Below are 23,704 nucleotides of genomic sequence, written 5' to 3'. Positions count from 1 at the left end.
CCGAAGTCGTCCCGCGTTCGCGTTTTTTGTGGAGCTGAGAGATTTATCCTGGGGGATGCGGCTGATCGCTGACGTGCTGCAGAAACGGCGCCCTTCGACATGTCGATGCCGAACGCGCGCTTGACTCCGCTGGTTCTCGGCTGACCCAAGGCTCTCGTGTATGGAGAACCGGTCAATTACATGAAATATTTCTTCATATAATATGTCATCCTAATTAATGGCGAATTTATCCCAGCCGTCTTGACAGGGTCACAAAGACGGGGAACCAGGCTTGCTTCGAGGGATCCAGCCGGGCTAAATCGTCCTGCTGTTACACGCCCGACTGCGGCTGAGCCGCACGCGCGATCATCCCCCGGAGGCTTCATCAACCTCTACGAAACGGACATCGGTCGCCGTACGCCGCGTTGTCAGCAACGCAGTGATTGTTGGTTTCGCTCAAGTCGTTTGCATACCTATTTATACAAAATGTAAAAACAATTCCGTGTCATCGAAAAAAACGCGCAGCCCTGACAGATAACGGCATACCTGATCGCCAACTCCTGCTTCGAGCCCCTCTCCCGGCCGCCCTGGCGCCGCACGCATGACTCTCACAGAGCGCTGGTTGCGCGCCCTGAGAAGACGTCATACCGTCGCAACGAGGGTTACCCGAGACAAGCTGCGTCAATGCTGCACCGCGATATCAGTCCATCAGGCAGGCGCAGGCTTCGCGCGTCGAAGGCAGCGATCAATTCCATATTGGGTAAATGCTTCTGATATAAAAGTCTTCTTGCAGCGATCTGGTATTAGTTACAGTCCACTTTGGATGGACGAATTATATTCGCAAAAAAACGTTTCATCTGTGTAACGTTCGCAAAGACTTGGAAATAAGTAATAGTTTCTCACGCATCATGTGCTGAACGGCCGCTATCCCAGAAGAGAGGAAAATGCGGAATTTCCTTCTCAATTCTCCGTACTCAAACGAATGAATGACTATTTATCCAATCTTAATTGTATGACGTTACCTTTTGTTAATATTATGGGTAAATATAACCGAACCGGTTTCCACATTAATCTTAAGAAAATGAATATAGCGCGATATAATCCTTATATTAATTAAATCTTACTTATTTCTTTCATATTTAATACGGTTTTCAGAAGGCTAAAAATGCAGCAACAATGCGCTTTGCTGTACTGCAAAAGCGTTGTTTGACGCGCACAGCGTTCATGGTTTCGAACGCGTAGGTCAGAAGAAGGTACTTCGCTTCCGTATTGATACCCGACCGTTGCACCGAGGCACTCAGCCAGGAATGGCCGATTTCGAGCTTTCTATTAACGCGATCGATCTTCCAGAACCGGGTGCTGCCCACCACCTGCCCAGTCTCTCGTTTGACAATAACAAACGGCATCACAGTTCCGGCCTGCTGACCGGCTAGCGCAGTGGCAATGTATTGCCCTGCCGTCTCGGGACCGGGAACGACCGTCACCTTCATGGTCCACAATTCACCATCTGACGCGGCGTCCACCAGCGCCTCCTGATGCGATGACTGCAGAGGACGAAGTTCGATAGTGGGGCCGGTCAGTGTAGGTTGAATATTATGGGAAGCGTCAGGGATCATAGCCAGCAATTTTGCTTTTTAGGGCCTTGATCATAAGTCAAACCCGGACAACGGATTCCGATTGGAAGCAATCACAAAACCCTGGTCAAGGTCGGGCCGACTCCTCAACGACCCATTGTCCGTTCGCCCTGCTTGTTGCCAAAACCCCTTAACATCACGGCCGGTTTTGCGTTTTCTGCATCCAGTCCACAATGCCATCCACCACCTTTTCTTCGATTCCATAGTACCCGTGCGGAGTCAGGGAACCGCAATCATCCCGAGTACTTTGCGTGCCACCGCTAACGGTCAGGACTGCTGTTGGAGCGTGGCGAATTGATTGCGCGATTGACTGCGCCATGGACGGTGGTGCGACCTTGCATCTGTCATCCAGGTTTGCGACAACAAGCGAAGGCACGCGGACATCGCCAGGATGTGCATCGAAAACTGTTTCATGAGAGCCGCCGAGAATGGACACGGACTCGGTCAGGATCAGGCCGGCAAGCTGCGTTCCTCCGGCATGCGATGCAGCGTTCATGGCGGCAATGGAACCTTGGCTGGTACCAAGCACCCATATAGGGACATTCGCCTGCCTATGTGCAAACTCGATGATCTTTTTCGTTATCTCTGCGTACGCGGCGCTACTGCGCTGCCCTCGCATGGACTGATGATCCAGCGCATCGACCAGCACGATGCCATAACCCCGGTCATGCCAAAGATCGTCCGAGCGCACGACGAAATTCTTCGCATTCCTGACCTGTCCACTCTTCTCGATGTCGATCTCGCCGGTACCGCCGGGAAACATCACGATGATGCCTTTTGTTCCGCGACTGGCAGCAGTGTACAAAACACGCTGGAAACCTCCGCCTTGCAAAGGCAGGTCTTCCACTACGCCCTCGCCGGCCGACGATACCTCCACGGCCTGGGCACTGTCCGGTGAGGAGTGGTGCATCTCCATCTCACGTCCGAAGGCATGGGTGCCGAAGGCACAGCAAATGGCTGCAAGCGACATGCGCAATAGAAGGTGATGCGGCCTATGTTGAAACATTCAACGCTCCTGTCGGGCTAAGCAGCCCAAGTGAATTTCCCCAGCGTGCCAACTTGATCGACCAGAAAAGCGCACAGAGTACAAAGCGTTGATTGAAATGTAAAATATATTCTATCGATGGCTGCCATACGAATTTAATATGCCTTTGTGGATTGGCATTGATGCCTGTGCCGCCGCCGACCTGATATTGCGCGTACTGAAATATTGGGTCGACATCGGTACTAAGGCGCGGTCTTCCAGGCAGCAACCGGTTTTATCTCTTCTTTAACGCTGCGGTGCTCGGCTTATGCGTGCACACCGCAGCGGATTTGCCAGGCTAACGAGCCCTAAACACCATGTTTTCAGTTACGGCAGCGGCGTTTGCATGACCGGCTCGAAAAGCAAAGTGGGCTTGTTCGCACCTTCCTTCGACTGGAAAAGATAAGACTGCGTCGTCACGCCACCGCGCACGCAGAATGCCACTTCCGTTTCGCCCGCTGCAATCGCATTCTTAATGAGCTGCGTCACATCGGAAGCTCGATATTGAACGGCATTGTCGAGGTATAACTGAGCCTTTGGCCCCGTCGATGGACAAGCCGGCGCGTTATCCCAGGTAACCGTGCTTTCGTCCCAAGTTGCGTCCATTGGATACAGATAAATCATGTTCGCGCCGCTGGAAGTGGCACCCCCGTAAAGATTGACCTTCACTGCGTTGAAGTTAAGCGTCGCGGCATTAGCAGGCAACGGGAAACGGAGCATGGAAATTTGCTGTTGTCCGGGAATGTTGGACACATATAAATTAGCCGAACTTCCGTAGTTTTGCGTATCGTTCGGCGTACTTTCGATATAAGCGTCGCTGTCCGGTTCACTATAGGCCATCGGGATGGAGTCGCCGCAGTCTACCCCCTTGTTGAAGCAATAGTCGGTCATGTATTGCATTGACTGCACCGGCCAGCCATTAAAGAAATCTCCGTGAGCAGTAAACAAATTGCCCCACTGAAGCGTGGTTGATCCATCCGGGTTAATGATTGGGTCAAGTGATAGTTGCACGTCACTCATGTCGGTATTGGTACCAAGAAAATATGCCACGTTCATATTCACGGTAGGGATGCGGACCGGATAATCAGAAGGACATACGTCATTGGTGCTATAAACTGCGTTTTTTACGGTAGTGGTGGGCGTCATTGTGTGGCCGTCCCAGCAATCTGGAAACTGAATGCCAATGTTGAATTGCACGCCGCTTACCGGGTCAGTGCTCCACGCTGGGCAGGTAGTTTGAGGCGTTGATGTGTACTTCGTTGCGGCGCCTTTGCAGAAGTAAGTGATCGCGCTGCTCGGGCCGGTATTGAGAGGACTACCTGCAATCAACTTTAGACCCTGAGGCATGGGTGTGACCGGATAATTCGATGCGTTAGGCACCTGATAATAGGTTTTTTGATAGGCCGGTGGGACAATTACCCCGCTGCGCATAAGCGAGGGAACCCAGTACGAGGTACCGTCAGCTTGATTATCGCAAGTATTCGCGGGAGTGTTATACAGATCGGCTGTTACGGTATTTGCATTCGCGGAAATATTACCAAAGAAGTCATGAAGCATCGACATGCCGGGCATACCGGGCATCAGGATTGGGTCATCCGGAAGTGTGTGACTGTAGTTGCACTGGACGTTGGTTTGTCCGTTCAGAACGGGCAATGATGCGGTATTGGCTATGTTTTTTAATACTGAATCAGCCACCGCACCGCTGCCCGAACTATCCCCGTTACACGCAGCTACTACTAGCGTACAGACGATCACTGCCAAACCCGCAAGCTTTAAACGAATTTTCATGATCCGAGTCTCTCGATTTTTTGGATTTAATCGCGGTACGAATGACCAGCAACAGCTAGCTTCGAATTAATCGACCCCGGCGCGCCGCGATATTGCACGCTGAACTTGATTAAACGCACAAAACATTAAATTAAAGTTGAGATGAATAATTTGTCAATCGGGCCAATTTTTCTCGTTATGTAACGATCGCTGCCTGCAGCAACGAATTCCGCATCGTTCGCCATGCAGGCTGGGTAATGTAGCCATTTGAGTACCTTATAGCGGCCGGGCATGTTTCGGCCATTCACAAGGTAGGGGCGCTATTTTTGGTCGACTCCTGCTTTCTATCGCATGTGTCAAATTATTTTAATACGCAAGCGTGTACTTTATTCGCGCCAATTTTGTAATTTTTTGTGCCAATATTGACGATAGCGGTTGCAGCGTCATCATTTATTTCGCGAAAATCAATTGGCGTGACCAGGATGCGATATGTTTTTAATGTGCACGTTGGTGCGGGTCAATGTAGAAGATTCATCCACGCCACCTCCAAAGGGATTTCGTTCTCTTCAAAACTTTCTGCTGTGAATAAGCTGTAATGGTCAAGACATTTGGACATTACCCGAGCCATATAAAAACGGCGGCTATTCAACGAACAAATAAAAGCGTTCTGTCGACTTGCCATAGCGGGCACAATGCGACGTGTTGCTTTATACGCGGGCAAGAATCTTTCGACCAAGCGTAAGGAACATCTGGATAGATCTGCTGCTGTGTAGTTATCGAAAACGAAGAGTGCTGCGGCGATACGAGAAAGCAGAGCATCCGTTTCGAATCATCAAACGGCAATTCGGATTCGCCAAGGTTCGGCTGGGTCGCGGCCGACGCGCCACGCCTGTGGTTCCTGATCGGAACGCCATTCGACGGAAACACTGCCAGCCCCGGCAACGGACAGATGACGGCCCTTCTTGCACACGACCGCAACACCGTCGATCGCTGCCACGCCATCGCACTGGCGAACGGAGGCACGTGCGATGGGCCGCCGGCTTGCAGCCGCACTATCATGCGCATTATTACGGCGCGTACTTTCGTGACCTTGACGGAAACAAGCTCAGCGTGTGCTGCCATGACCCCGCCTGAGTGCGGCGTCGATCCGTGCAAGTTTTGCGAAGCGGACCTTGCAGAAATCTCAGATAGACTCAGGCCACCGGTAGCCCAGCACCGACGCTAACGGATAGTCGAGCTCGCGTACTTCTCCAAGCTGATTGCCGCCGAAGAGATAAATGGCCTCTGCGTCGTGGCGAAGATAAAAGCCGACGTGCCCTTTCCAGCTGGGCGGATCGTCACGGGACAAGACAACGACGCAACCATAAGCGGGACCCTCTAGAGCCCGGCCCCACTCAAGCCAGGAACGCGCAAGCGCGGACCCCGTGCCATGCTGGCCAGTATTCGCAAGACACCAGTTCAGGAACGACGAGCACCACGAGATTTTGTCGTCGTAGCCCACCAGATTGGTGTGCGCGTTGTATTCGACAATACGCGGATTACTCTCTCCCGGGCCAAAGCGCCCGACCCCACGCTCAGAGAAAGCCAGGGACAACCATGCAGGCGTATCGATTTGATTAGCCATACCTACAATCATTCTCCGCTGTACGCCGGACTCAAGGGGCCACTGCAATGCTCTCTTTCCTCAACCGGCCCATTCGCGTTCTAACCGCCCCTTTGCGACACATTCTGTCGCATCGATCCTCCGCCCACGCTTTGCCCGGCATCGCGGGCGACCTTGAAGTATCCCCATACGGAGAGCAGCGTCAGCAAGCCGGCGAACAGAAACGCGAGCCGGAAGTCGTCGAGTGTGAAATGCATGCCATCCACACTAGCCGTCTCGCCGTTAAGCAGCGCGGCAGCCCGCAAGGCGACGGCGCCATAGGCAATGCCTAGCCCTATTGTCATCTGTGCAGCCGCGCTCCATAACGTGCTCGCGGCGCTCATTTGCGGGGCGCCCACGTCGGCATAAGCGAGGGTGGCCAGCAACGAAAACTGCATGGAACGCGCTACGCCATAGACGAATACCACGATCAAGACCCACGCCAACGGCGACAAGGGCGTAAGGAGGCCGCATATGATCGTAAATATGCCCGCTGTGGCCACAGCAACAATGGAGACATACCTGAAGCCGAAACGCCGCAGAATTCGCGTGGTCAGCGCTTTCATTCCGAGATTGCCAAGCGCACTGGCAAGCAACAACAAACCGGACTTGAAAGCAGAAAGACCAAAGCCGATCTGAAACAGCAACGGCATTAAATACGGCACGGCGCCAATGCCGATCCGCGTCAGCGAACCGGTCAGGACGGTTACCGAATAAGTCGGAATCTTCAGCGTCGAAAAATCGATCAGCGGATGCGGATGACCCGCCGCGTAGCGAACCGCTGCAAAGCCAATCACGAGGCCGGCCAGGACTAAGCCCCCTGCAATCCATGGATTGCTGTCGGGCTGGCTCGCAAGTTCGGCGCCGTAAAGAATGGCGGTCAGGGCTGCGCCGCTAAGCACAAGGCCCACTATATCCAGAGGCTTGCGTTCGGCGCCACGCAGGTTCGGAACCAGCATGGCGACGGCTACCAGCGCACAGATTCCGAACGGCACGTTCAACAGGAAAATCCAGCGCCATGACGCGTACGTCGTGATGAAACCGCCAACGGGTGGCCCGACGACTGGCGCGGCAATAGCCGGCCAGGTGATGGTGGAGATAGCCTGCATGAGGCGGCTTTTCTCCGTGCTGCGGACCACGATCAGCCGCCCTACCGGCACCATCATCGCACCGCCTGCACCCTGCAGCAAACGCGCCGCCGTGAACTCCGTGACCGAGTTCGATAAACCGCATAACACTGAGGCAATCACGAACACGACGATCGCGCTAAAGAACACCGTACGCGAACCAACGCGATCAGCTACCCAACCGCTAACCGGAATAAAGATCGCCAGTGCCAGCATGTAGGCGGTCATCCCGATGCTTAGCGCATTCGGGCCGACACCAAACGAATGGGCCATCTGCGGCAACGCGGTTGCGATGACCGTGGTATCCAGATACTCCATGAAGAACGTTCCCGCGACTATGTAAGGCAGCCAGCGAGCGGCAGAGGATGTTGGCAACGAACTGCTGCTCATCGAGAATCCCAGGTTGAGCGGCGACATCGCCTTGAGCGACGCGCGGTAGTTGATATTGGCGCTCTTTCAGCGCCGGTGGATCCTGCGAATACGGGAAGTCTTGCACAAGATGCGCGGTTGGATACGCGTTAACCCGCCCGGCATTATCGCGTAACACTTAGCTCCATGTCATCGGTCCATGCACCGTGATCGACTAGCCGGCATCAAGCCGAATTGACGCTTTCATTACTGAAAGCTTCACGACCAAGGCGCTTTGCAGCGTCACGCACAGCAGCGAAACTCATGACGCACTGCACGATCACCGCGTCTTGACAGAGAGGGTCGGCATGCAGAATAGTGTGTCCATAAAGTGATTAATATATCCACAATATGGACAAGGAGCTAGCTCATGGCAGGCGCTAAATCCGCGGCGGACGCAATGACGCCGTATCAGCTTCCATTTCCTAAAGAAGCGGCTAAGGAGATCGTGGTTGAATCGGCGATCCCCAAAGACGAACGCCTTTGGGTCCCTCAAGCCGAGAACGTCTGGTTCCGTCCGCTGTGCCTGAATGTTTCGACCGGGTACTGGATGAACCTGCTGCGCGTGCGCAAATCTGGCGTGCTAAGCCGGCACCGGCATCCGCAAGCGGTGCACGGCATGGTGCTCAAAGGCCGTTGGCGTTATCTGGAACACGACTGGGAAGCCACCGAGGGCAGTTATGTTTTCGAACCGCCGGGCGAAACGCACACGCTCTATGTACCAGAAGACGTGGAGGAAATGATCACCTACTTCCAGGTCAACGGCGTGATGTTCTATTGCGATCCCTATGGCAATTACACCGGCTACGAAGATGTTTTCACCAAGGTCGATATGTGCCGCAAGCATTTTTCGTCAGTAGGTCTGGGAGAAGATTTCGTTGACCAGTTCATCCGTTAAGCCGGAGCAAAACTTAACACCCGAAGCACCTTCCACGCAGACTCTCAACGAGCACCGGAGGAGACACCATGTTGCAGAAATCACCGCGCCTCAAGCGCATTCAGGTGGTCGCGATCACGTTCCTGACACTGGCCGGGATCGTGAATTATCTCGACCGGAGCACGCTTTCCATAGCGAATCATTCGGTTAGCCAGGAACTGGGGCTGTCCGCATCGCAGATGGGCTTGCTGCTGTCCGCCTTCTCATTTGCCTATGCGTTTTCGCAGTTACCCATTGGCATACTGCTTGATCGTTTCGGTGCGCGCGTGATGCTCGGCTTAGGCATGTTCGTTTGGTCAGCCGCGCAATTGTGCGGTGGCCTTGTGACGAGCCTGTCGGAGTTCCTGGTCGCGCGGGTCGCGCTGGGTCTCGGCGAGGCGCCGAATTTTCCCGCCGGCGCAAAGGTGGTCAGTGAATGGTTCGGCGTGCATGAGCGCGGCCGGCCGACCGGTATCTTCATCACGTCATCGACCATTGGACCCGCTCTCGCGCCGCCCGTCCTTACTGTGCTCTTGCTGGCCTTCGGCTGGCGCACGATGTTCATCGTCATGGGTCTGCTTGGCATTGCAGTATCGATTGGCTGGTATCTTGTCTACCGTGATCGTCGCAACCTCGCCCTCGATTCTCAAGAGGTCGCGTTCCTGACTGAAGGAGAGCCGGAGCAGCGCGCCGATCGCCGCATGACCATGCGCGAATGGCGCGGGTTATTCGGCAAGTCGACCACATGGGGCATGATCTTCGGCAACATGGGCGTGATCTACATGGTGTGGCTTTATCTCACCTGGCTGCCCGCATACCTCGAGCATGAACGCCATCTGACAATCGCACATACGGGCTGGCTCGTGTCGATTCCCTACCTCTTCGGCACGCTTGGGATGCTGTCCAGCGGATTCGTGGCCGATGGTCTGATGGCGCGTGGCATGGCGCCCATGAGAAGCCGTAAGTGGCCAATCTGCGTCGGCTTGCTGGGCGCTGCGCTCTTCACGGTGCCGGCGGCGTTTACCCCGAACCTGACGCTCGCGATGGTCTATCTCTCTGCCGCCATGTACTTCGTCAACATGGCGAGCGGCGCATGCTGGGCGCTGGCGACCGTCGCAGCGCCTCGTCACATGGTGGCCTCGCTGGGCAGCATTCAAAACTTCGGCGGATACTTCGGCGGTTCTTTTGCCCCATTCATCACCGGCATCGTCGTAGATAAAACCCACTCCTTCATCAACGCGTTCCTGATCAGCGCGGGCGTCGCATTCGCCGCGGCACTGGTTTATATATTCGTAGTACGGAATAAAATAGAGGATAGCGAGCCCGTCGTTTCAACCGTTCCCCTGTCCGATCTTTCCTGACCGACCATGACTTTCCAGACTGATCTTTTCAAAGGTAAAACCGCCGTTGTGACTGGCGGCACGCAGGGTATTGGCGCCGGCATCGCTCAGTGTTTCGCGGCTCTCGGCGCGCGTGTCCTCGCAGCAGGCATCGCGCCAACCGATGTTCAGCGCAAGGCGCTGGGCCCCGCCGTGGAAGTCGTCGAACTCGACGTCAGCGACGATGCGAGCGTAGCGTCACTGGTGGCGCAGGCCGACTCCATCGATATGCTTGTCAATTGCGCAGGCATGATCCGGCGGGGTGACGAACTGGCTATCGACGTATTCGAGCGTGTGATCGCCGTCAATCTTAGCGGGACAATGCGTGTCTGCGCCGCGGCACGCGAGCGGTTGAAGGCAAGCGAAGGATCGATTGTCAACACGGCGTCCATGTTGAGCTTTTTCGGTGGTGGTCTTGTACCCGCTTACAGCGCAAGCAAGGGCGGCGTGGTGCAGTTGACCAAGTCGCTGGCCATTGCTTATGCAGCCGACAACATTCGCGTCAACGCGGTCGCGCCCGGCTGGATTGCTACGCCGCTTACGCAAGCTCTGCAGGATAGCGACGATCGTTCGCAAGCAATCCTTGATCGCACGCCAATGAAACGATGGGGCCAGCCCAGCGACGTCGCGCAAGTGGTGGCGTTTCTTTGCTCGCCAGCGGCGGCGTTCATGACGGGAGCGGTAGTCCCGGTTGATGGAGGTTATATGGTTGTGTAGCGGGGTTTATTATAATTTTCGGCGCCTCGATCACTGCTTTTCAATACCACCGGTACACCGTCAAGTTCCTTCGGACGCCATGCCAAAACCATTTAAGCCCGCTATCGGCCGCCCCAATTCGCAGCGCCCGCCAGACGATGCCAAGCCAAGCGGCACTGCTGCGTTCTCCAAGTTCATGGTGGTACTTCAGTGCATCGCCGACGCACCGGCGCCACCCGGCATCGCCCAACTTACCGCTGCGTCGAAGTATCCGAGGCCAACGGTATATCGCATTGTCGGAGCCTTGATCGCCGAGGGCCTGGTGGTCGAAACGCCGCGAGGCGGCAGCTATTCGCCAGGTCCTCGTTTGTTATCCCTGGCAAGCCGGAGCTGGGAGCGCTCCGACCTGCGCGTGGCTGCCAGCGAGGCGCTGCAGACCTTGCGTGACCTTACCCAGGAAACAGTTCACCTGGCGGTGCGCAGCGGCTCTGAAATGGTCTACATCGAGAAGCTCGAAAGTCCGCACGCCGTGCGCATGGCGTCGCGAATAGGCACACGTGTCACGCTGTATTCAAGTTCTGTCGGCAAAGCCTATTTGTCTTCGCTCAAGCGCCCGGATCGCGACGCGTTACTTGCCACCCTGAACTTCGAGCGCTTTACGCCGAATACCATCATCGAACGCACCGCACTCGATGCCGAACTCGACGCGACCCAAGCTCGCGGTTATGCGGAAGATCGCGAAGAAAACGAGGAGCAGATCTTTTGCTACGGCAGCGCAATCCTGGGAGCAAATGGCGATCCGATCGCATGCGTCAGCATCAGCATTCCCCTATATAGGAAAAGCGTGACGCCGCTGGAAACCTACATCGAGCCATTGAAGGACGCTTGCCGTGCGATCGCCGAAGGGGTCGGCCCGGGATCGCGCTAGGGCATAGATTCATGTCCGGGCTCGGCGATATAGCTTGCCTGAGGAGCCGGTGTCCCGCGCTTGGTGCGAGTCGCTCGAGAAAAGTTATTCATTGACGGACACGATATTATCCGATCGATCCTCTCCCCAAAAATAGACACACCATGATTACCTGCTACCTTCGCTACATTATCGTCCCTTCGAAACTCAATGAATTTGAGGCCTACGGAAAGATGTGGATTCCACTGGTCGAGAAATTCGGTGGCCAGCATCATGGCTATTTCCTGCCGTCGGAAGGCGCGAACAATGTCGCGCTGGCGCTGTTTTCGTTTCCGAGCCTGTCAACCTACGAGAGCTACCGTCAACAATCACAGCTTGACCCGGAATGTCAGGCAGCGTTCAAATATGCGGAAGAAACGCAGTGCATTGTCAGCTACGAGCGCAGCTTCTTTCGCCCCGTTTTCAGTTAACCGTGGACTGAAAATGAAAAAGCCGGGAGGACTTCCCCGGCTTATCAAAGCTTCCTGCCAAACACACCGCGCTAAGCTGCGGCCTTCCCGCTCATCATGTCAAAGGCCGCAACCATTCGCTTAGCCATTCGCTTAGAAGCGGGCACGCAAACCAATGGTTGCAGCAACCTGGCTATTGGTCGACGAAGCGCTCAACCCGTTGATGGAAGCAGTCAAACCCGAATCACCCGTACCGCTCACGTGCTGATACACGCCTTGCAGATAAACGTCGGTGCGCTTGGATAGCGCGTACGCCGTCTGCAGGGTCACCTGGTTATATTTCGGGCTCACGCCGTCCAGGCTTGCATCGGTGAACGTATAGGCGCCCGACAGCGTCCATGCAGGCGTGAAGTTGTATCGACCGTTCACTTCATAGTTGCTAAAGCGCGCGCTGCCACCTGCCAGGGTGATGCCGTTTGTCGTACCCGAAGCCGACGCGCCAATGCCCGTCGCGTTGGACAACTGGGTCTGCGAAAACACGAAGCCGACGTTTGCTGCGCCGAATGCATAGTTGACGCCCGCGCCGTAGGTGCGTTGACGGCCCGCTGCGAACGTAGCGTCGGCGGTCACCGCGCCGGACGAGTTCAGCGTAGAGCCCGCGCTATTGAGCTGCATGTAGCTGGCCGCTGCGCTCAAAGGACCGTAGTTATACGACGCGCCAAGGCTATATGCACGATTGTCCGAGAATCCGCCCGCGTCGTTCGAGAAGCCATACAGGCCGCCGAACTGGAAGCCGCCGTAGTTGACGCTCTGGTACTTGACCGAGTTATTGATGCGGAAGGAGTTGTCGAGGTTGTCGTTATCGAACGGGTGAGCCGCCTGCGTCCCACCGAACTGCGTGCCGGTCAGCGCCAACGGGGCGAGGTAGTCGACCATTGAGTCGTACTGGCGGCCGAGAGTGACGGCGCCTGCCTGGTTACTCGACAAACCAACGAACGCCTGACGGCCGAACTCCAGGCCGTTCTGGCCTAACTTGCCGTTGTCGATATTAAAACCATTTTCCAACGTGAAGATGGCCTTGAGACCACCGCCCAAATCTTCGGAGCCACGCAGGCCCCAACGGCTGCCGTTGACCTGGCCGCTGGTTGCCTGGATGTTCTTGCTGCCGCCCTGGTTGTTTGTGTAGGTAATGCCCGCGTCAATCAGGCCATAGAGGGTCACGCTGTTCTGAGCGTGTGCCGCTCCGGCGAAGGTGCCGATGACACCGAGAGCAAGAAGGGATTTTTTCATTTCAAATTCTCCGAGAATACGATTGAGCAACGCGGTCTGCTTGCCCCATTGCCAAGGGTTGCAAACACCGCGGTCTCGCCAGATAAACGTGCATCGCTGCACGCACTGATCGACGTCGCCGTGCGTCGATCAGACGGGCACCATTAAACAGCAGCGGTTTGCGAGGGCTGTTGGAAGCGGACAACAAGCATCGTTACCAAGCGTTGCACCTGGTCAACACAGTAATGCAACGGTTTGCGTCCAACAGGGCGCCTGATTGAATGCTGTGGACCGGCAAAGCGTTCTCTGGAAAGGCGTGCGCGGGTGCTCCCGTGCAACGGCCGGCAAGACGCGGGCCGTCATCAATAGTTCGGCGCGTACCGTGCGGTCATGAACGGGAACATTCGGGAACAATTTGGTGACGCATGAAACGCGGCCGGGCAGCGCTCGATGCAACGAGAAAAGACGTCATCGCCGCGTTGATGCGCGCTGACGTTCGTCGTGTGCAACAGCATAATCGTTCTATCGTTAAACCAATATGAAACGTACGCAATGGATCGTCCTGAAGACCTTGACCCCATCGCCTCGATAGTTAATCAGGCCGCTCTAATTCCTCACCAAGCATTTCACTGTGTCTCCAAGCACGAACTCTGTATTCATCACGAGTGCCGCCTTGAACTCCTTTCTCTCGTGAGAAAGAGTGGTCCGAAAATGCGGCAAACCCGACCGGAAGCTTTGCCCGCAAGCCTGAACGACTAGCCAACGTAACGCGTCTTTCCCCGAAGCCCCGCCGATCAGCCGATGCACCCCCTATTTCCGGCGAGAAATGCGGTAACGAAGCCGTAACGCGCCGCGTCATATAGCGAGCTACTTTAGTGACTCGTCTAGCGACTTGCACCCGAGGGCAGCAACCATGATGAAGCACATTCTTTCCACACAAGTTCTTGCAGCGGTTCTGCGAGCCAGTTCAACACCGTTGTTTTCGGACATGCTCGTTGCCATGTCGGAGGGCCGGCAACGCACCGCGTTCTTCCCCGATACCGAAACGAATCCAGCCGCCTTGCGGCGAAGCAACGCCCGCTAACGTTGCTCGCCCGCAAGAAACAGGGATAGAAATGCCAGCTTGCTCCCAATCCGCCCCTGACAGAGCCGCAAGGTAGCTTGCCTGCCGTACGGCCGCTGCCCATCTTGTCAATACCTTACACAATAAATAAGGATTACATAATATGCCATTAGTTAAAGCAAGAATCGATTCCCAGCGCGGCCCGGTCCGGCCAGAAGGGATCGAAAGAAACGACCTGTCCGAGCCCGTGCGGGTGTCTTCCATCGAGCGCATCGAGCTGGAACCCGACGGCCAACATATGGTGGTGCACAGCGACCGGTCGACCCTGACGTTCCATTACTCGGTATTCCGAGAACTGCTGGCGGTGCTTCCCGCCGCGATCATGCAGTCGGAGCGAATGCTTCAGCGAACGCCGCACATCAACTTCGCGATGGGCTGCGAAGGATGGGAGCTCGGCGCGATCGATAACGGCAAAAGCCTGGTCCTTACGTTCCGGCTGCAAGGCGGTGCTGACGTTTCCTTTTGTCTTCCCCGGGAGCAGATCCCGCCCATGGTCGACGCGCTTATTTCGGCAGCACGACTGGTTCAGATTCCGGCCCATGCGAGCGGCCCCTTGCAATAAGTGGCTAGCGCAACGCGGTTCCTGAGCGGCCAGAAGACACAAGGCCAGGCACGGCACGGATCACGTCCGATACGACGCGGAAAAGCAGGGCAACACATTCGGGCCGATATGCTCGTCAAGTACATCAAATGAAATTCAACTTCCGAACCTTCCGATCATTACGTACCGCTCACTCAGCCGTTGCCATCGCATTGAACGTGTTCCTTGCACCGGGCGTCTATGCGGCGACCAGCAGTTTTGTCATCAAGGACATACAGATCGAGGGCCTGAAGCGCATTGAGCCCAGCTCGGTCTTCGCTTATGTCCCGCTCAAGCGAGGCGACCTCTTCTCGGACGACAAAGCGTCGGAAACCATTCGTGCCCTCTATGCAACCGGCTTCTTCGACGATGTTCAGGTCGAGACGCAAGGTAATGTGGTCATTGTAAAAGTGCAGGAGCGCGCTGCCGTCTCGTCAATCGACTTTGCCGGCATCCACGAGTTCGACAAGGACAACCTCACCAAGGCATTGCATTCAGTCGGCCTGTCACCAGGCAGCACCTACGACAAAGCGCTTGTCAGCAACGCCGAACAGGAACTGAAACGCCAATACCTGACGCGAGGTTATTACGCCGCCGAGGTGACCACCACGGTCACGCCGATTGACCGCAACCGGGTATCCATTCTGTTCTCGGTAACAGAAGGTCCCAGCGCGAAAATTCGTCAGATCAACTTCATGGGCAATCAGGTTGCAAGCTCATCGACGCTGCTCGACGAAATGCAGTTATCGACCCCTAACTGGTTCTCCTGGTACACGAAGAACGATCTCTACGCGAAAGACAAGCTAACGGGGGATCTGGAAAAGGTGCGCTCGTATTACCTGGACCGTGGATATCTGGAGTTCAACATTGACTCCACGCAAGTGTCGATCTCGCCCGACAAGAAGGACATGTACCTGACCATCTACATTCACGAGGGCGAGCCGTACACCATATCGAGCATCCAGCTTGGCGGCAACCTGCTCGATCGCAACGCCGAACTGCAAAAGCTCGTGTCGATCCGCGGGGGCGAGCGTTTTTCGGCCGAAAAATTGCAAGCCGCGACCCAGGCTCTGGTGGATAAGCTGGGGGAGTATGGCTACGCATTCGCACAGGTCAATGCCCAGCCGGAGATTGACCAGGTCCATCATACGGTCGCGTTGACATTGCAGGTCGATCCGGGACGCCGGGTGTACGTGCGCCGGGTGAACATTGAAGGCAACACCCGGACGCGCGACGAGGTGATCCGTCGTGAAATGCGCCAGATTGAAAGCTCATGGTTCGACAGCAGCCGCCTGAAGCTCTCGAAGGAGCGCGTCGATCGTCTGGGATATTTTACGAACACGGAGATAACCACAGTCCCCGTTCCCGGCACCACCGACGAGGTCGACATAGACGTCAAGGTAGAAGAGAAACCAACGGGCGCGGTCACGTTGGGCGCCGGCTACGATTCGAGCGACAAGGTTGTGCTGTCGGCCGGGGTGTCGCAGGACAACGTGTTCGGCTCTGGAACAACGCTCGCGCTGAACGTGAATACGGCCGCGACGTACCGGACCTTGTCGGTGACGCAAACCGATCCCTACTTTACGATCGATGGCATCAAGCGCATTACCGACATGTATTACAGAACCACCTACCCGCTCTACAACTTCAGCGACACGAGTTTTCGAATTACATCGATCGGCGCGGATATGAAGTTCGGCATACCGTTCTCCGAATCGGACGTGGTTTATTTTGGTGCGGGTTTCGAGCAGGACCGGTTCAATACAGACTCGTCAACGCCACAAAGCTACCTGGACTATGTCGCCGAGTTCGGTCGCGTGGTGAACAACGTTCCAGTGACAGTCGGCTGGTCGCACGACGCACGCGACAGCGCGCTGATACCCAGCAAAGGCTATTTCCTTCAGGCCAACGGCGAGTTGGGAACACCGGCAGGAAATACCCAGTACTACAAATCAGATGTTCAGGCCCAGTACTATTACACCCCCGCCAGGGGTTTCATTCTCGGCCTGAATTTCCAGGCGGGCTATGGTCACGGCATAAACGGCGACGCCTATCCGATCTTCAAGAACTACTACGCCGGCGGTATTGGCTCGGTGCGGGGCTACGAGTCCGGTTCGCTCGGACCGCGTGACGCCACGACCAACGACCCGATCGGTGGATCGAAGATGATTGTCGGCAATATAGAAATGACCTTTCCGTTGCCGGGTACGGGGTATGACCGGACCCTGCGCGTGTTTACTTTTGTCGACGGCGGTAACGTCTGGGGCGACGAAGGTAACAGCGTGGGCGCCAACGGCCTGCGTTACAGCTATGGTGCGGGACTTGAGTGGATATCCCCGATCGGGCCGCTCAAGCTGGACCTCGGTTTCCCGATCGTGCGGCACGCGGGAGACCAATACGAGAAGTTCCAGTTCCAGATCGGCACGTCGTTCTAACCCGTGCGGTCAGCAGAAACGCTCATCCGGTTCACGCCGCGCATGCGTCATATCGCGGTCGCAGCGGCGATCGTCATGTCCCTCACCCCTTCGCCCGCGCACGCGCAATTAAGCGGCGCGGCGGCACAGGCAGAACCGATCGATCCACCCTGGGGTCTTCGATTCGCACCTCAAGTGACGGAGCATCCGTTGCCGGCGAACACGTCGCCAGCCGTATTCGGGATCGGCGATGCAGCGGACGGCGACGAGGACCGCGATCTGTCGCTGAAGGGCAATGGAGAGCTTCGGCGCGACGCTACCATTGTCAGAGGAGACGCCGTGCACTACGACATCGATCGTAATGTGGTCGATGCGTACGGCCATGTGCGCATAGTCGACAACTACGATGTCTTTGCCGGCCCCGAAGCGCATCTTCAGGTCGAGGCCAACGAGGGCACCATGACAACGCCGACCTATCACTTCAATCTGACGGGCGGCTCGGGGAGCGCCGACAGCATCGACCTGATCGACAACGAACGTTCAGTCGTGCATCACGGCACGTACACCGCGTGCCAGTGCGAAAGTGACCCGGCCTGGTACCTGAAGGCGGCAAGTTTCGACATGGATCAAGGGTCGAACGAAGGCATTGCCCACAATGGCGTGCTGTTCTTCCAGGGCGTGCCCATCTTCGCGAGTCCGTGGTTGTCGTTTCCGTTGTCCAACGCTCGCCAGAGCGGCTTTCTTCCGCCGACTTTCTCGCTGAGTTCGACGAACGGATTCGACCTCACCGTCCCGTATTATTTCAATATCGCGCCGAACTACGACCTGACGCTGACACCGCGCTACATGTCAAAACGCGGCGCGATGCTGACAACGAATTTCCGCTATTTGTCGCCTACGTATTCGGGCTCGGTCACTATTGCCTATCTGCCCGACGATGCCCTGACCAAGACCAACCGTTATTCGATCAACATCCAGCACAACCAGAACTTCGGCGGTGGATTCGCTGCGTATGTTAACTATGCGCAGGTGTCGGACGTCAACGTCACGACGGATCTGAATTCGAATACCGCGTCGCTGGTCAATGGGCAGGACATCTTCCAGCAAGAGGCTGGAGTGACTTACAACAACGGGCCATGGTCAGTGCTGGCGCGGGTGCAACGCTGGCAATCGTTCAGTACGGCGCCGCCCTACAATCGGGCGCCGGAACTGGACGTTAAATACGATAAGTACAACGTGGGCGGATTTGATTTCGGCGCCGAGGCAGACGCCACGCGCTTTAGCATTTCCACAGCCGACTCCACGGAAGGCAGCCGCTTCACGTTCAATCCGTATGTCAGCTATCCGTTGTCTGGACCGGGATGGTTCATCACGCCGAAGGTTCAGTGGCACTACGTGGCCTACGACCTGTCCTCGATCGGAAGCACAGCGCCAACGGGACAGCCGAAGAGCTTTTCGTTCAATGTGCCCACCCTCAGCCTAGATTCGGGGCTCGTGTTCGAACGCAGCATCCGCCTGTTCGGAACGGACTATATCCAGACGCTGGAACCGCGCCTCTACTACGTCTATACGCCCTACCGGAACCAGACCTTCGCACCGGTCTTCGACACAGGCGAAGAGGACTTTGGACTGGCCCAGATTTTCACCGACAACACCTTCGTTGGCGGCGACCGGGTTGCCGACCTGAACCGTGTCACGGCCGCCCTGACAACCCGGTTCATCAACCAGGCGACAGGAGACGAACGAGCCCGCTTCGTGGTGGCGCAACAATACTATTTCACCAATCCGGAAGTGACGCTGGACCCGGGCGCGTCCGTGACCGACATTCGCGGCAGCGACGTCATTGTCGGGGCGTCGCTCAAGATAGGCCCGGGCTTTACGACCGAGCAGGCGGTCCAGTACGACGAGCAGCGCAACCAGTTGGACCAGGGTACCTCTGGCTTCACCTGGAAACCGGGAGATCGAGAAGTAATCAGCATTGCTTACCGGTATACCCGCGCCGACGAAGATCTGGACAACGAGGCGGAAAACCAGATCGTAGCGTCCGGTCAATGGCCGCTGAGCCGCAAGCTCTACGCTGTCGGCCAGGCCAATTTCGACATGGTCGCTCATCGCCTGGTGGCGGGATTGCTCGGGGTTCAGTACGACGCCGATTGCTGGTCGCTCAGCTTCGCGGTGCAAAAATATACGAATGTGTCCACCACCACGACTGCCGCCAGTAGCGCTACGCGCGTCCTGTTGCAGCTTCAGCTCAAGGGATTGACGAAGATCGACAACGGGCTGTCCGAGCAATTTAAAGCAAGCATTCCAGGCTATACGCCATTGCCTTCACCGCCTGAGCCTGAGTCGCGGTTCTCGAACTACGAATGACGCATGACGGCCGGCCACGCAGACCGTGGCGTTGTTACGCGCCTCATCAGAACCTGTGACGCAATCCCACCGCGACGACAACCTGCTCATTCTTGCTGGACGGTGACTGTCCGCTGATGTCGGCGGTCAGTCCCGAGCCATCGCTCGCAATGTGCTGGTAGCTCGCTTGGACGTACGCGTCGGTGCGCTTGGAAAGCAAGTAGTCCGTCTGCACCGATACCTCGTGCCACTTGGGATGATGCTCTCCGCTAGCCGTCGACAGCGCGGCATCCGTATACGTGTAGGCGCCATTCACGGCCACCGACGGTGTCAGCAGATAACTCGCGTTCACTTCGAAGTTGTCGAAGCTCGCACCCTGACCGTTTTGCTTGAGACCCAGACTGTTCGCCCCGTTGATAACAGCAAGGCCGCCAAGCTGCGTGCGTGTCCAGACGAACCCGAGCTTCCCGGCCCCTATCGAATAATTCACACCTGCTCCATAGGTCCGCTGTAATGCTGTCAGGAAGGTACGGTCGGTCAGCGTGATCGCGCCGTCGGTATTACTTACGCCCGGATTGTTCGCCTGCAGATAACCGGCGGCCAAACTCAGCGGGCCGGCATCATAGGACGCGCCGAAGCTGTATAGACGGTTGTCGTCGAAGCCGCCCGCTTCATTCGAGAAGCCGTAGAGCGTGCCGAACTTCAGGCCGGCGTAGGGCGCGCTCGCGAACTTCACGGCGTTGTCGACGCGAAACGAGTTGTTCAGGTTGTCGTTGTCATACGGATGCACGGAGAGGTTGTTGCCGCCCGGACGCCGGCCGGTGAAACTCAACGGCGCAAGGTAGTCGACGACCGAGTCGTACTGCCGTCCAAGCGTCACCGTGCCGAACCGGTTGTTGCTCAAACCCACATATGACTGGTAGCCGAACTCACGGCCGCCCTGGCGCAAGCTGCCGTTCATGACGCTGAAGCCGTCTTCTATCTGGAAGATCGCCTGGGTGCCGGCGCCCAGGTCCTCGCGCCCCTGCAGTCCCCAATGGCTGCCCGTCACGGCGCCGCTGCTCGCCTGCAGACTGGCGTGATCCTGCGCGTTGTTCGTATAAAGCAAGCTTGCATCGATAACGCCATACAGCGTCACGCTCGACTGCGCGTGGGCCGGGCCGGCGATGAAAGCGGTCGCGATCAGCGTCATGGCGAACGCCTTTTCGAGGTATCGCCTTGTACGACTGGAGCCACAGGGAAGTCCGGAAAGCCGCGATGCAGCGGGCCTGAACACGGGCGAACGACAGACGCGCGGCGAAGATCCTGAAATCGGCATGTTATAGTCTTTAAATGAGAATCAATGTCATTACGCGGCAACACTTTATCGGCGAAATGTATTGGCGATATGTTGAAAAGCCGCTGTTTTGTATTGGAATGTGTTGGCTCAATTGCGGACTTTTCAATCGCCTTACGGCCGTGATTCATTGACTCCCCTCCCCCGATTCCCGCTTGATGCATCCGTGCAGATGGACCGCCTACCGGTAGTCGACGAGAGCGCCCGCGCGTTGCACGAAGGCCGTGCATGAAGCTTCGCCTCTGGCCCGACACGCTGTTCGGACGCCTCGCGCTGATCCTTGTGGTCGGTATGTTCGGCGGCCAACTGCTGACCAGCACGATCTGGTTCGAGACCCACGACAACCGCACGCTGGAGATTCCTTCACGCCTGTTCGCAAGCCGTCTCGCGGACACCCTGCGCCTGCTGCAGATCGCACCGGACCAGGCAGCGCGGCAAACCCTCGTGCGGCAGTTGGAGGACCGTAACTATCAATTGCGCTGGATCGAAGCCCCGGCGCCAGCGCCGTCACCGTCGCACACGGTCGCGCAGCGTGCGACTGAAGACTTGCTTGCAAGCGTGCTCGCGCAGCGTCTGCATAGGCACGTCCCGCTGCGTTTGATCGATGCCGAGCTGACCGACGACACCGGACGTCATCGCGGTATCTTCAGTCTCTTCGACTCCCGCATGCCGTCGGGAGATTTTCATGTGCAGATACAAGCACCCGGCGGCGCTTGGCTCGACATCACCGCACAAGAAGGGCAAGCGGGCCGGCAGAGCGAGCCGCGAACGCTGGTGATCGAGTATCTGTTGCGCATCTATGCGATCAGGTTCATCGCCGCGCTGCTGTTCGCGCTGGTGGCCGTGCGCATTGCCGTTCAACCGCTAAGGCGGCTCGCGGTCGCGGCTGACGCGCTTGGCAAGAATGTGTATCGAGCGTCGCTGAAGTTATCCGGCCCGCGTGAGGTGCGAGTCGCCGCGCAGTCGTTCAACTCGATGCAGCAACAATTGATTCGTAGTATTGATGAACGAACGCGCTTGCTGGCTTCGATATCCCACGATTTGCGCTCGCCCTTGACGAAGCTTCGGCTACGCGCCGAGATGTTGCCGGATGCGGCGTCGCGCGAACGCTTTTGCACTGACCTCGATGAAATGGACGCGATGGTGCACAGCACGCTCGACTTCGTGCAGGGCGTAGAGATAACGGAGCCGCGCCATCAGATCGATATCGACTCGCTGCTGCGTGCACTCTGCGATGACCTCGTTGAAACGGGAACACGCGTCGAACTCGACGGCCACGCCGCCGCGCCTTTGAGCGGATATCCGCGAAACCTGAAACGCTGCCTGCAGAATCTGCTCGACAACGCAATCCTGCATGGCGGCAGCGCGTCGGTGCACATCCATGATGATCGCGACGCGGTACGCATCACGATCAGCGATGAAGGCCCGGGCATTGCAGGAAAGGACATGCTTGACCGGGTATTCGAACCGTATTTCCGCGCACAGCCCGGGAACACCGAGGGGACCGGGTTGGGGCTGACCATTGCGAAGAGCATCGCGATGGCGCATGGTGGCACGCTGGTGTTGAGCAACCGAGCAGAGCGCGGACTCGATGCAGTGCTGACCTTGCCTCGTGAGCCACAGGGTTAGCGTGCGTGCGCAGATGGATGCTTCCCACCCTTTCAAGGTATTAAAATCGACGATGGCATGCATGGCAAATCATGCCGCGATTGCTTATCCTGTTTCCAGTTTCCGTACGGCGGCGCTGGGGGCATCAATCAATAAGACAGGATGCCGTACCGAGTGACAGAACGACATGAATCCAGCAAGCAGGAGCGCACGATGAACAAGGCAATACATGGCGTGCATCACGCCGCAGCAGACGGCTACGCGACAACAGCAACGGCGGACACCTATGTACGCGGCCGGCCCGACTACCCGCCGGAGATCGCGGACTGGTTACGCGATCAGCTCGGGCTTCGCGCCGGGACGACCGTCGTGGATCTCGGCGCGGGCACGGGAAAATTTACACCGCGCCTGATCAGCACAGGCGCCAGGGTGATCGCAGTCGAACCCGTGGCCGCGATGCTCGACAAACTGTCCGCCGCGCTCCCGCAAGTGCAAACGTACGCGGGTACTGCTGACTCGATCCCGCTTCCCGATGCATCGGTTGATGCCGTGGTTTGCGCGCAATCATTCCATTGGTTTTCGACCCACGCCGCGCTGGCGGAGATTCTTCGGGTCTTGAAACCGGGCGGCAAGCTCGGCCTGATCTGGAATTTGCGCGATGCCAACGTCCCGTGGGTCGCCCGGCTCGACGCAATCGTGAATCGGGTGGAAGGCGACACACCGCGTTATTACACCGGCGCCTGGCGGTCCGCGTTTCCGTTCAATGGTTTCGGCCCGCTCAATGAACACCATTTCATCATCGGTCATACCGGTTCGCCCGAAGACGTGATCCTGAATAGAGTGCGCTCCACCAGCTTTGTTGCAGCGCTGGACGCCGACAAGCGCGAGAAGATCGATGGCGAGGTCAAGGCGTTGATCGCGGCTGAACCGCTGCTCGCGGGCAAGGACGTGGTGACGGTTCCGTACGAGACGGCGGCGTTTTATGTCGAGAAGCTCGCACGCTAGAAGGCAGGCAGGGTCGATACAAGGCGCAGTCGTGCCGTGCACACGCACGGCACTTCTCTGTCACAGTGGAGGACTGCACCCCAGCCCCACTC

At 57.0% G+C, this 23,704-nt stretch carries 16 protein-coding genes and 2 pseudogenes; 11 read left to right on the top strand and 7 right to left on the bottom strand.

From position 1 onward, the window contains the following. Nucleotides 1-1,184: 1,184 nt before the first annotated feature. The 3 genes and pseudogenes from HB376_RS24650 to HB376_RS24640 form a co-directional block, all read right to left on the bottom strand. Nucleotides 1,185-1,592 (bottom strand): annotated as a pseudogene (locus HB376_RS24650) (GNAT family N-acetyltransferase); the annotation flags it as partial. A 157-nt stretch (nt 1,593-1,749) separates the two neighbouring features. Beyond that, a complete protein-coding gene (locus tag HB376_RS24645) occupies nt 1,750-2,619 on the bottom strand; it encodes an alpha/beta hydrolase (protein ID WP_213766287.1) in 870 nt (289 codons plus the stop codon). 345 nt (nt 2,620-2,964) lie between these two features. Next, entirely contained in the window at nt 2,965-4,425 is a 1,461-nt protein-coding gene (locus HB376_RS24640) for a DUF1996 domain-containing protein (protein ID WP_213766286.1), read from the bottom strand. 796 nt (nt 4,426-5,221) lie between these two features. Here HB376_RS24640 and HB376_RS41200 point away from each other — a divergent pair. Further along, a pseudogene (locus tag HB376_RS41200) lies at nt 5,222-5,538 on the top strand (VOC family protein). A gap of 49 nt (nt 5,539-5,587) precedes the next feature. Here the strand turns inward: HB376_RS41200 and HB376_RS24635 are convergent. Then, entirely contained in the window at nt 5,588-6,028 is a 441-nt protein-coding gene (locus HB376_RS24635; RefSeq protein ID WP_255631542.1) for a TIGR02594 family protein, read from the bottom strand. 80 nt (nt 6,029-6,108) lie between these two features. Next, nucleotides 6,109-7,491: an MFS transporter gene (locus tag HB376_RS24630; RefSeq protein ID WP_255631553.1), complete on the bottom strand. Its 1,383-nt coding sequence runs from the start codon at nt 7,489-7,491 to the stop codon at nt 6,109-6,111. A 490-nt stretch (nt 7,492-7,981) separates the two neighbouring features. Here HB376_RS24630 and HB376_RS24625 point away from each other — a divergent pair, with 490 nt between their 5' ends. The 5 genes from HB376_RS24625 to HB376_RS24605 all read left to right on the top strand — a co-directional run bounded on the left by HB376_RS24625 (nt 7,982) and on the right by HB376_RS24605 (nt 11,949). Then, on the top strand, nt 7,982-8,479 hold the full coding sequence (locus tag HB376_RS24625) for a 2,4'-dihydroxyacetophenone dioxygenase family protein (protein WP_255631541.1): 498 nt from the start codon (nt 7,982-7,984) through the stop codon (nt 8,477-8,479). Nucleotides 8,480-8,547: 68 nt separating this feature from the next. Continuing rightward, entirely contained in the window at nt 8,548-9,858 is a 1,311-nt protein-coding gene (locus HB376_RS24620) for an MFS transporter (RefSeq protein WP_213766282.1), read from the top strand. 6 nt (nt 9,859-9,864) lie between these two features. Beyond that, on the top strand, nt 9,865-10,593 hold the full coding sequence (locus tag HB376_RS24615; RefSeq protein WP_213766281.1) for an SDR family NAD(P)-dependent oxidoreductase: 729 nt from the start codon (nt 9,865-9,867) through the stop codon (nt 10,591-10,593). Between the two features lie 79 nt (nt 10,594-10,672). Then, nucleotides 10,673-11,500 (top strand): IclR family transcriptional regulator, encoded by an 828-nt coding sequence (locus HB376_RS24610; protein ID WP_213766280.1) that lies wholly within the window; start codon nt 10,673-10,675, stop codon nt 11,498-11,500. 143 nt (nt 11,501-11,643) lie between these two features. Then, entirely contained in the window at nt 11,644-11,949 is a 306-nt protein-coding gene (locus HB376_RS24605) for an NIPSNAP family protein (RefSeq protein ID WP_213766279.1), read from the top strand. A 132-nt stretch (nt 11,950-12,081) separates the two neighbouring features. Here the strand turns inward: HB376_RS24605 and HB376_RS24600 are convergent, their stop codons facing one another. Beyond that, complete coding sequence (locus HB376_RS24600) at nt 12,082-13,218, bottom strand: porin (protein WP_213766278.1); 1,137 nt, start codon at nt 13,216-13,218, stop codon at nt 12,082-12,084. A gap of 1,205 nt (nt 13,219-14,423) precedes the next feature. Between HB376_RS24600 and HB376_RS24595 the strand changes: the two genes are divergently transcribed. The 3 genes from HB376_RS24595 (at nt 14,424) to HB376_RS24585 (ending at nt 19,684) form a co-directional block, all read left to right on the top strand. Further along, complete coding sequence (locus HB376_RS24595) at nt 14,424-14,882, top strand: hypothetical protein (protein WP_213766277.1); 459 nt, start codon at nt 14,424-14,426, stop codon at nt 14,880-14,882. Nucleotides 14,883-15,010: 128 nt separating this feature from the next. Next, complete coding sequence (bamA, locus tag HB376_RS24590; RefSeq protein ID WP_213766276.1) at nt 15,011-17,335, top strand: outer membrane protein assembly factor BamA; 2,325 nt, start codon at nt 15,011-15,013, stop codon at nt 17,333-17,335. 75 nt (nt 17,336-17,410) lie between these two features. Next, the gene (locus tag HB376_RS24585; protein ID WP_255631540.1) at nt 17,411-19,684 is read left to right on the top strand and encodes an LPS-assembly protein LptD; all 2,274 of its coding nucleotides are present in this window, start codon (nt 17,411-17,413) and stop codon (nt 19,682-19,684) included. Nucleotides 19,685-19,730: 46 nt separating this feature from the next. Here HB376_RS24585 and HB376_RS24580 read toward each other — a convergent pair whose 3' ends face one another. Continuing rightward, nucleotides 19,731-20,855: a porin gene (locus HB376_RS24580; RefSeq protein WP_213766274.1), complete on the bottom strand. Its 1,125-nt coding sequence runs from the start codon at nt 20,853-20,855 to the stop codon at nt 19,731-19,733. A gap of 372 nt (nt 20,856-21,227) precedes the next feature. Here HB376_RS24580 and HB376_RS24575 point away from each other — a divergent pair, with 372 nt between their 5' ends. Continuing rightward, the gene (locus tag HB376_RS24575) at nt 21,228-22,628 is read left to right on the top strand and encodes an ATP-binding protein (RefSeq protein ID WP_213766273.1); all 1,401 of its coding nucleotides are present in this window, start codon (nt 21,228-21,230) and stop codon (nt 22,626-22,628) included. A 204-nt stretch (nt 22,629-22,832) separates the two neighbouring features. Next, on the top strand, nt 22,833-23,612 hold the full coding sequence (locus tag HB376_RS24570; protein ID WP_213766302.1) for a methyltransferase domain-containing protein: 780 nt from the start codon (nt 22,833-22,835) through the stop codon (nt 23,610-23,612). Nucleotides 23,613-23,704: the final 92 nt, after the last annotated feature.

This window comes from Caballeronia sp. dw_19 (genome assembly GCF_018449515.1).
GTDB lineage: Bacteria > Pseudomonadota > Gammaproteobacteria > Burkholderiales > Burkholderiaceae > Caballeronia.
The sequence above is the reverse complement of the archived record's forward strand: the minus strand, read 5'-3'. Positions and strand labels throughout refer to the sequence as shown.

What these genes read in the sequence shown, in the direction of transcription:
- HB376_RS24645 (WP_213766287.1), bottom strand. Translation starts at nt 2,619, where the DNA reads ATGTTTCAACATAGGCCGCATCACCTTCTATTGCGCATGTCGCTTGCA.
- HB376_RS24640 (WP_213766286.1), bottom strand. Translation starts at nt 4,425, where the DNA reads ATGAAAATTCGTTTAAAGCTTGCGGGTTTGGCAGTGATCGTCTGTACG.
- HB376_RS24635 (WP_255631542.1), bottom strand. Translation starts at nt 6,028, where the DNA reads ATGGCTAATCAAATCGATACGCCTGCATGGTTGTCCCTGGCTTTCTCT.
- HB376_RS24630 (WP_255631553.1), bottom strand. Translation starts at nt 7,491, where the DNA reads ATGGAGTATCTGGATACCACGGTCATCGCAACCGCGTTGCCGCAGATG.
- HB376_RS24625 (WP_255631541.1), top strand. Translation starts at nt 7,982, where the DNA reads ATGACGCCGTATCAGCTTCCATTTCCTAAAGAAGCGGCTAAGGAGATC.
- HB376_RS24620 (WP_213766282.1), top strand. Translation starts at nt 8,548, where the DNA reads ATGTTGCAGAAATCACCGCGCCTCAAGCGCATTCAGGTGGTCGCGATC.
- HB376_RS24615 (WP_213766281.1), top strand. Translation starts at nt 9,865, where the DNA reads ATGACTTTCCAGACTGATCTTTTCAAAGGTAAAACCGCCGTTGTGACT.
- HB376_RS24610 (WP_213766280.1), top strand. Translation starts at nt 10,673, where the DNA reads ATGCCAAAACCATTTAAGCCCGCTATCGGCCGCCCCAATTCGCAGCGC.
- HB376_RS24605 (WP_213766279.1), top strand. Translation starts at nt 11,644, where the DNA reads ATGATTACCTGCTACCTTCGCTACATTATCGTCCCTTCGAAACTCAAT.
- HB376_RS24600 (WP_213766278.1), bottom strand. Translation starts at nt 13,218, where the DNA reads ATGAAAAAATCCCTTCTTGCTCTCGGTGTCATCGGCACCTTCGCCGGA.
- HB376_RS24595 (WP_213766277.1), top strand. Translation starts at nt 14,424, where the DNA reads ATGCCATTAGTTAAAGCAAGAATCGATTCCCAGCGCGGCCCGGTCCGG.
- bamA (WP_213766276.1), top strand. Translation starts at nt 15,011, where the DNA reads ATGAAATTCAACTTCCGAACCTTCCGATCATTACGTACCGCTCACTCA.
- HB376_RS24585 (WP_255631540.1), top strand. Translation starts at nt 17,411, where the DNA reads ATGTCCCTCACCCCTTCGCCCGCGCACGCGCAATTAAGCGGCGCGGCG.
- HB376_RS24580 (WP_213766274.1), bottom strand. Translation starts at nt 20,855, where the DNA reads ATGACGCTGATCGCGACCGCTTTCATCGCCGGCCCGGCCCACGCGCAG.
- HB376_RS24575 (WP_213766273.1), top strand. Translation starts at nt 21,228, where the DNA reads ATGAAGCTTCGCCTCTGGCCCGACACGCTGTTCGGACGCCTCGCGCTG.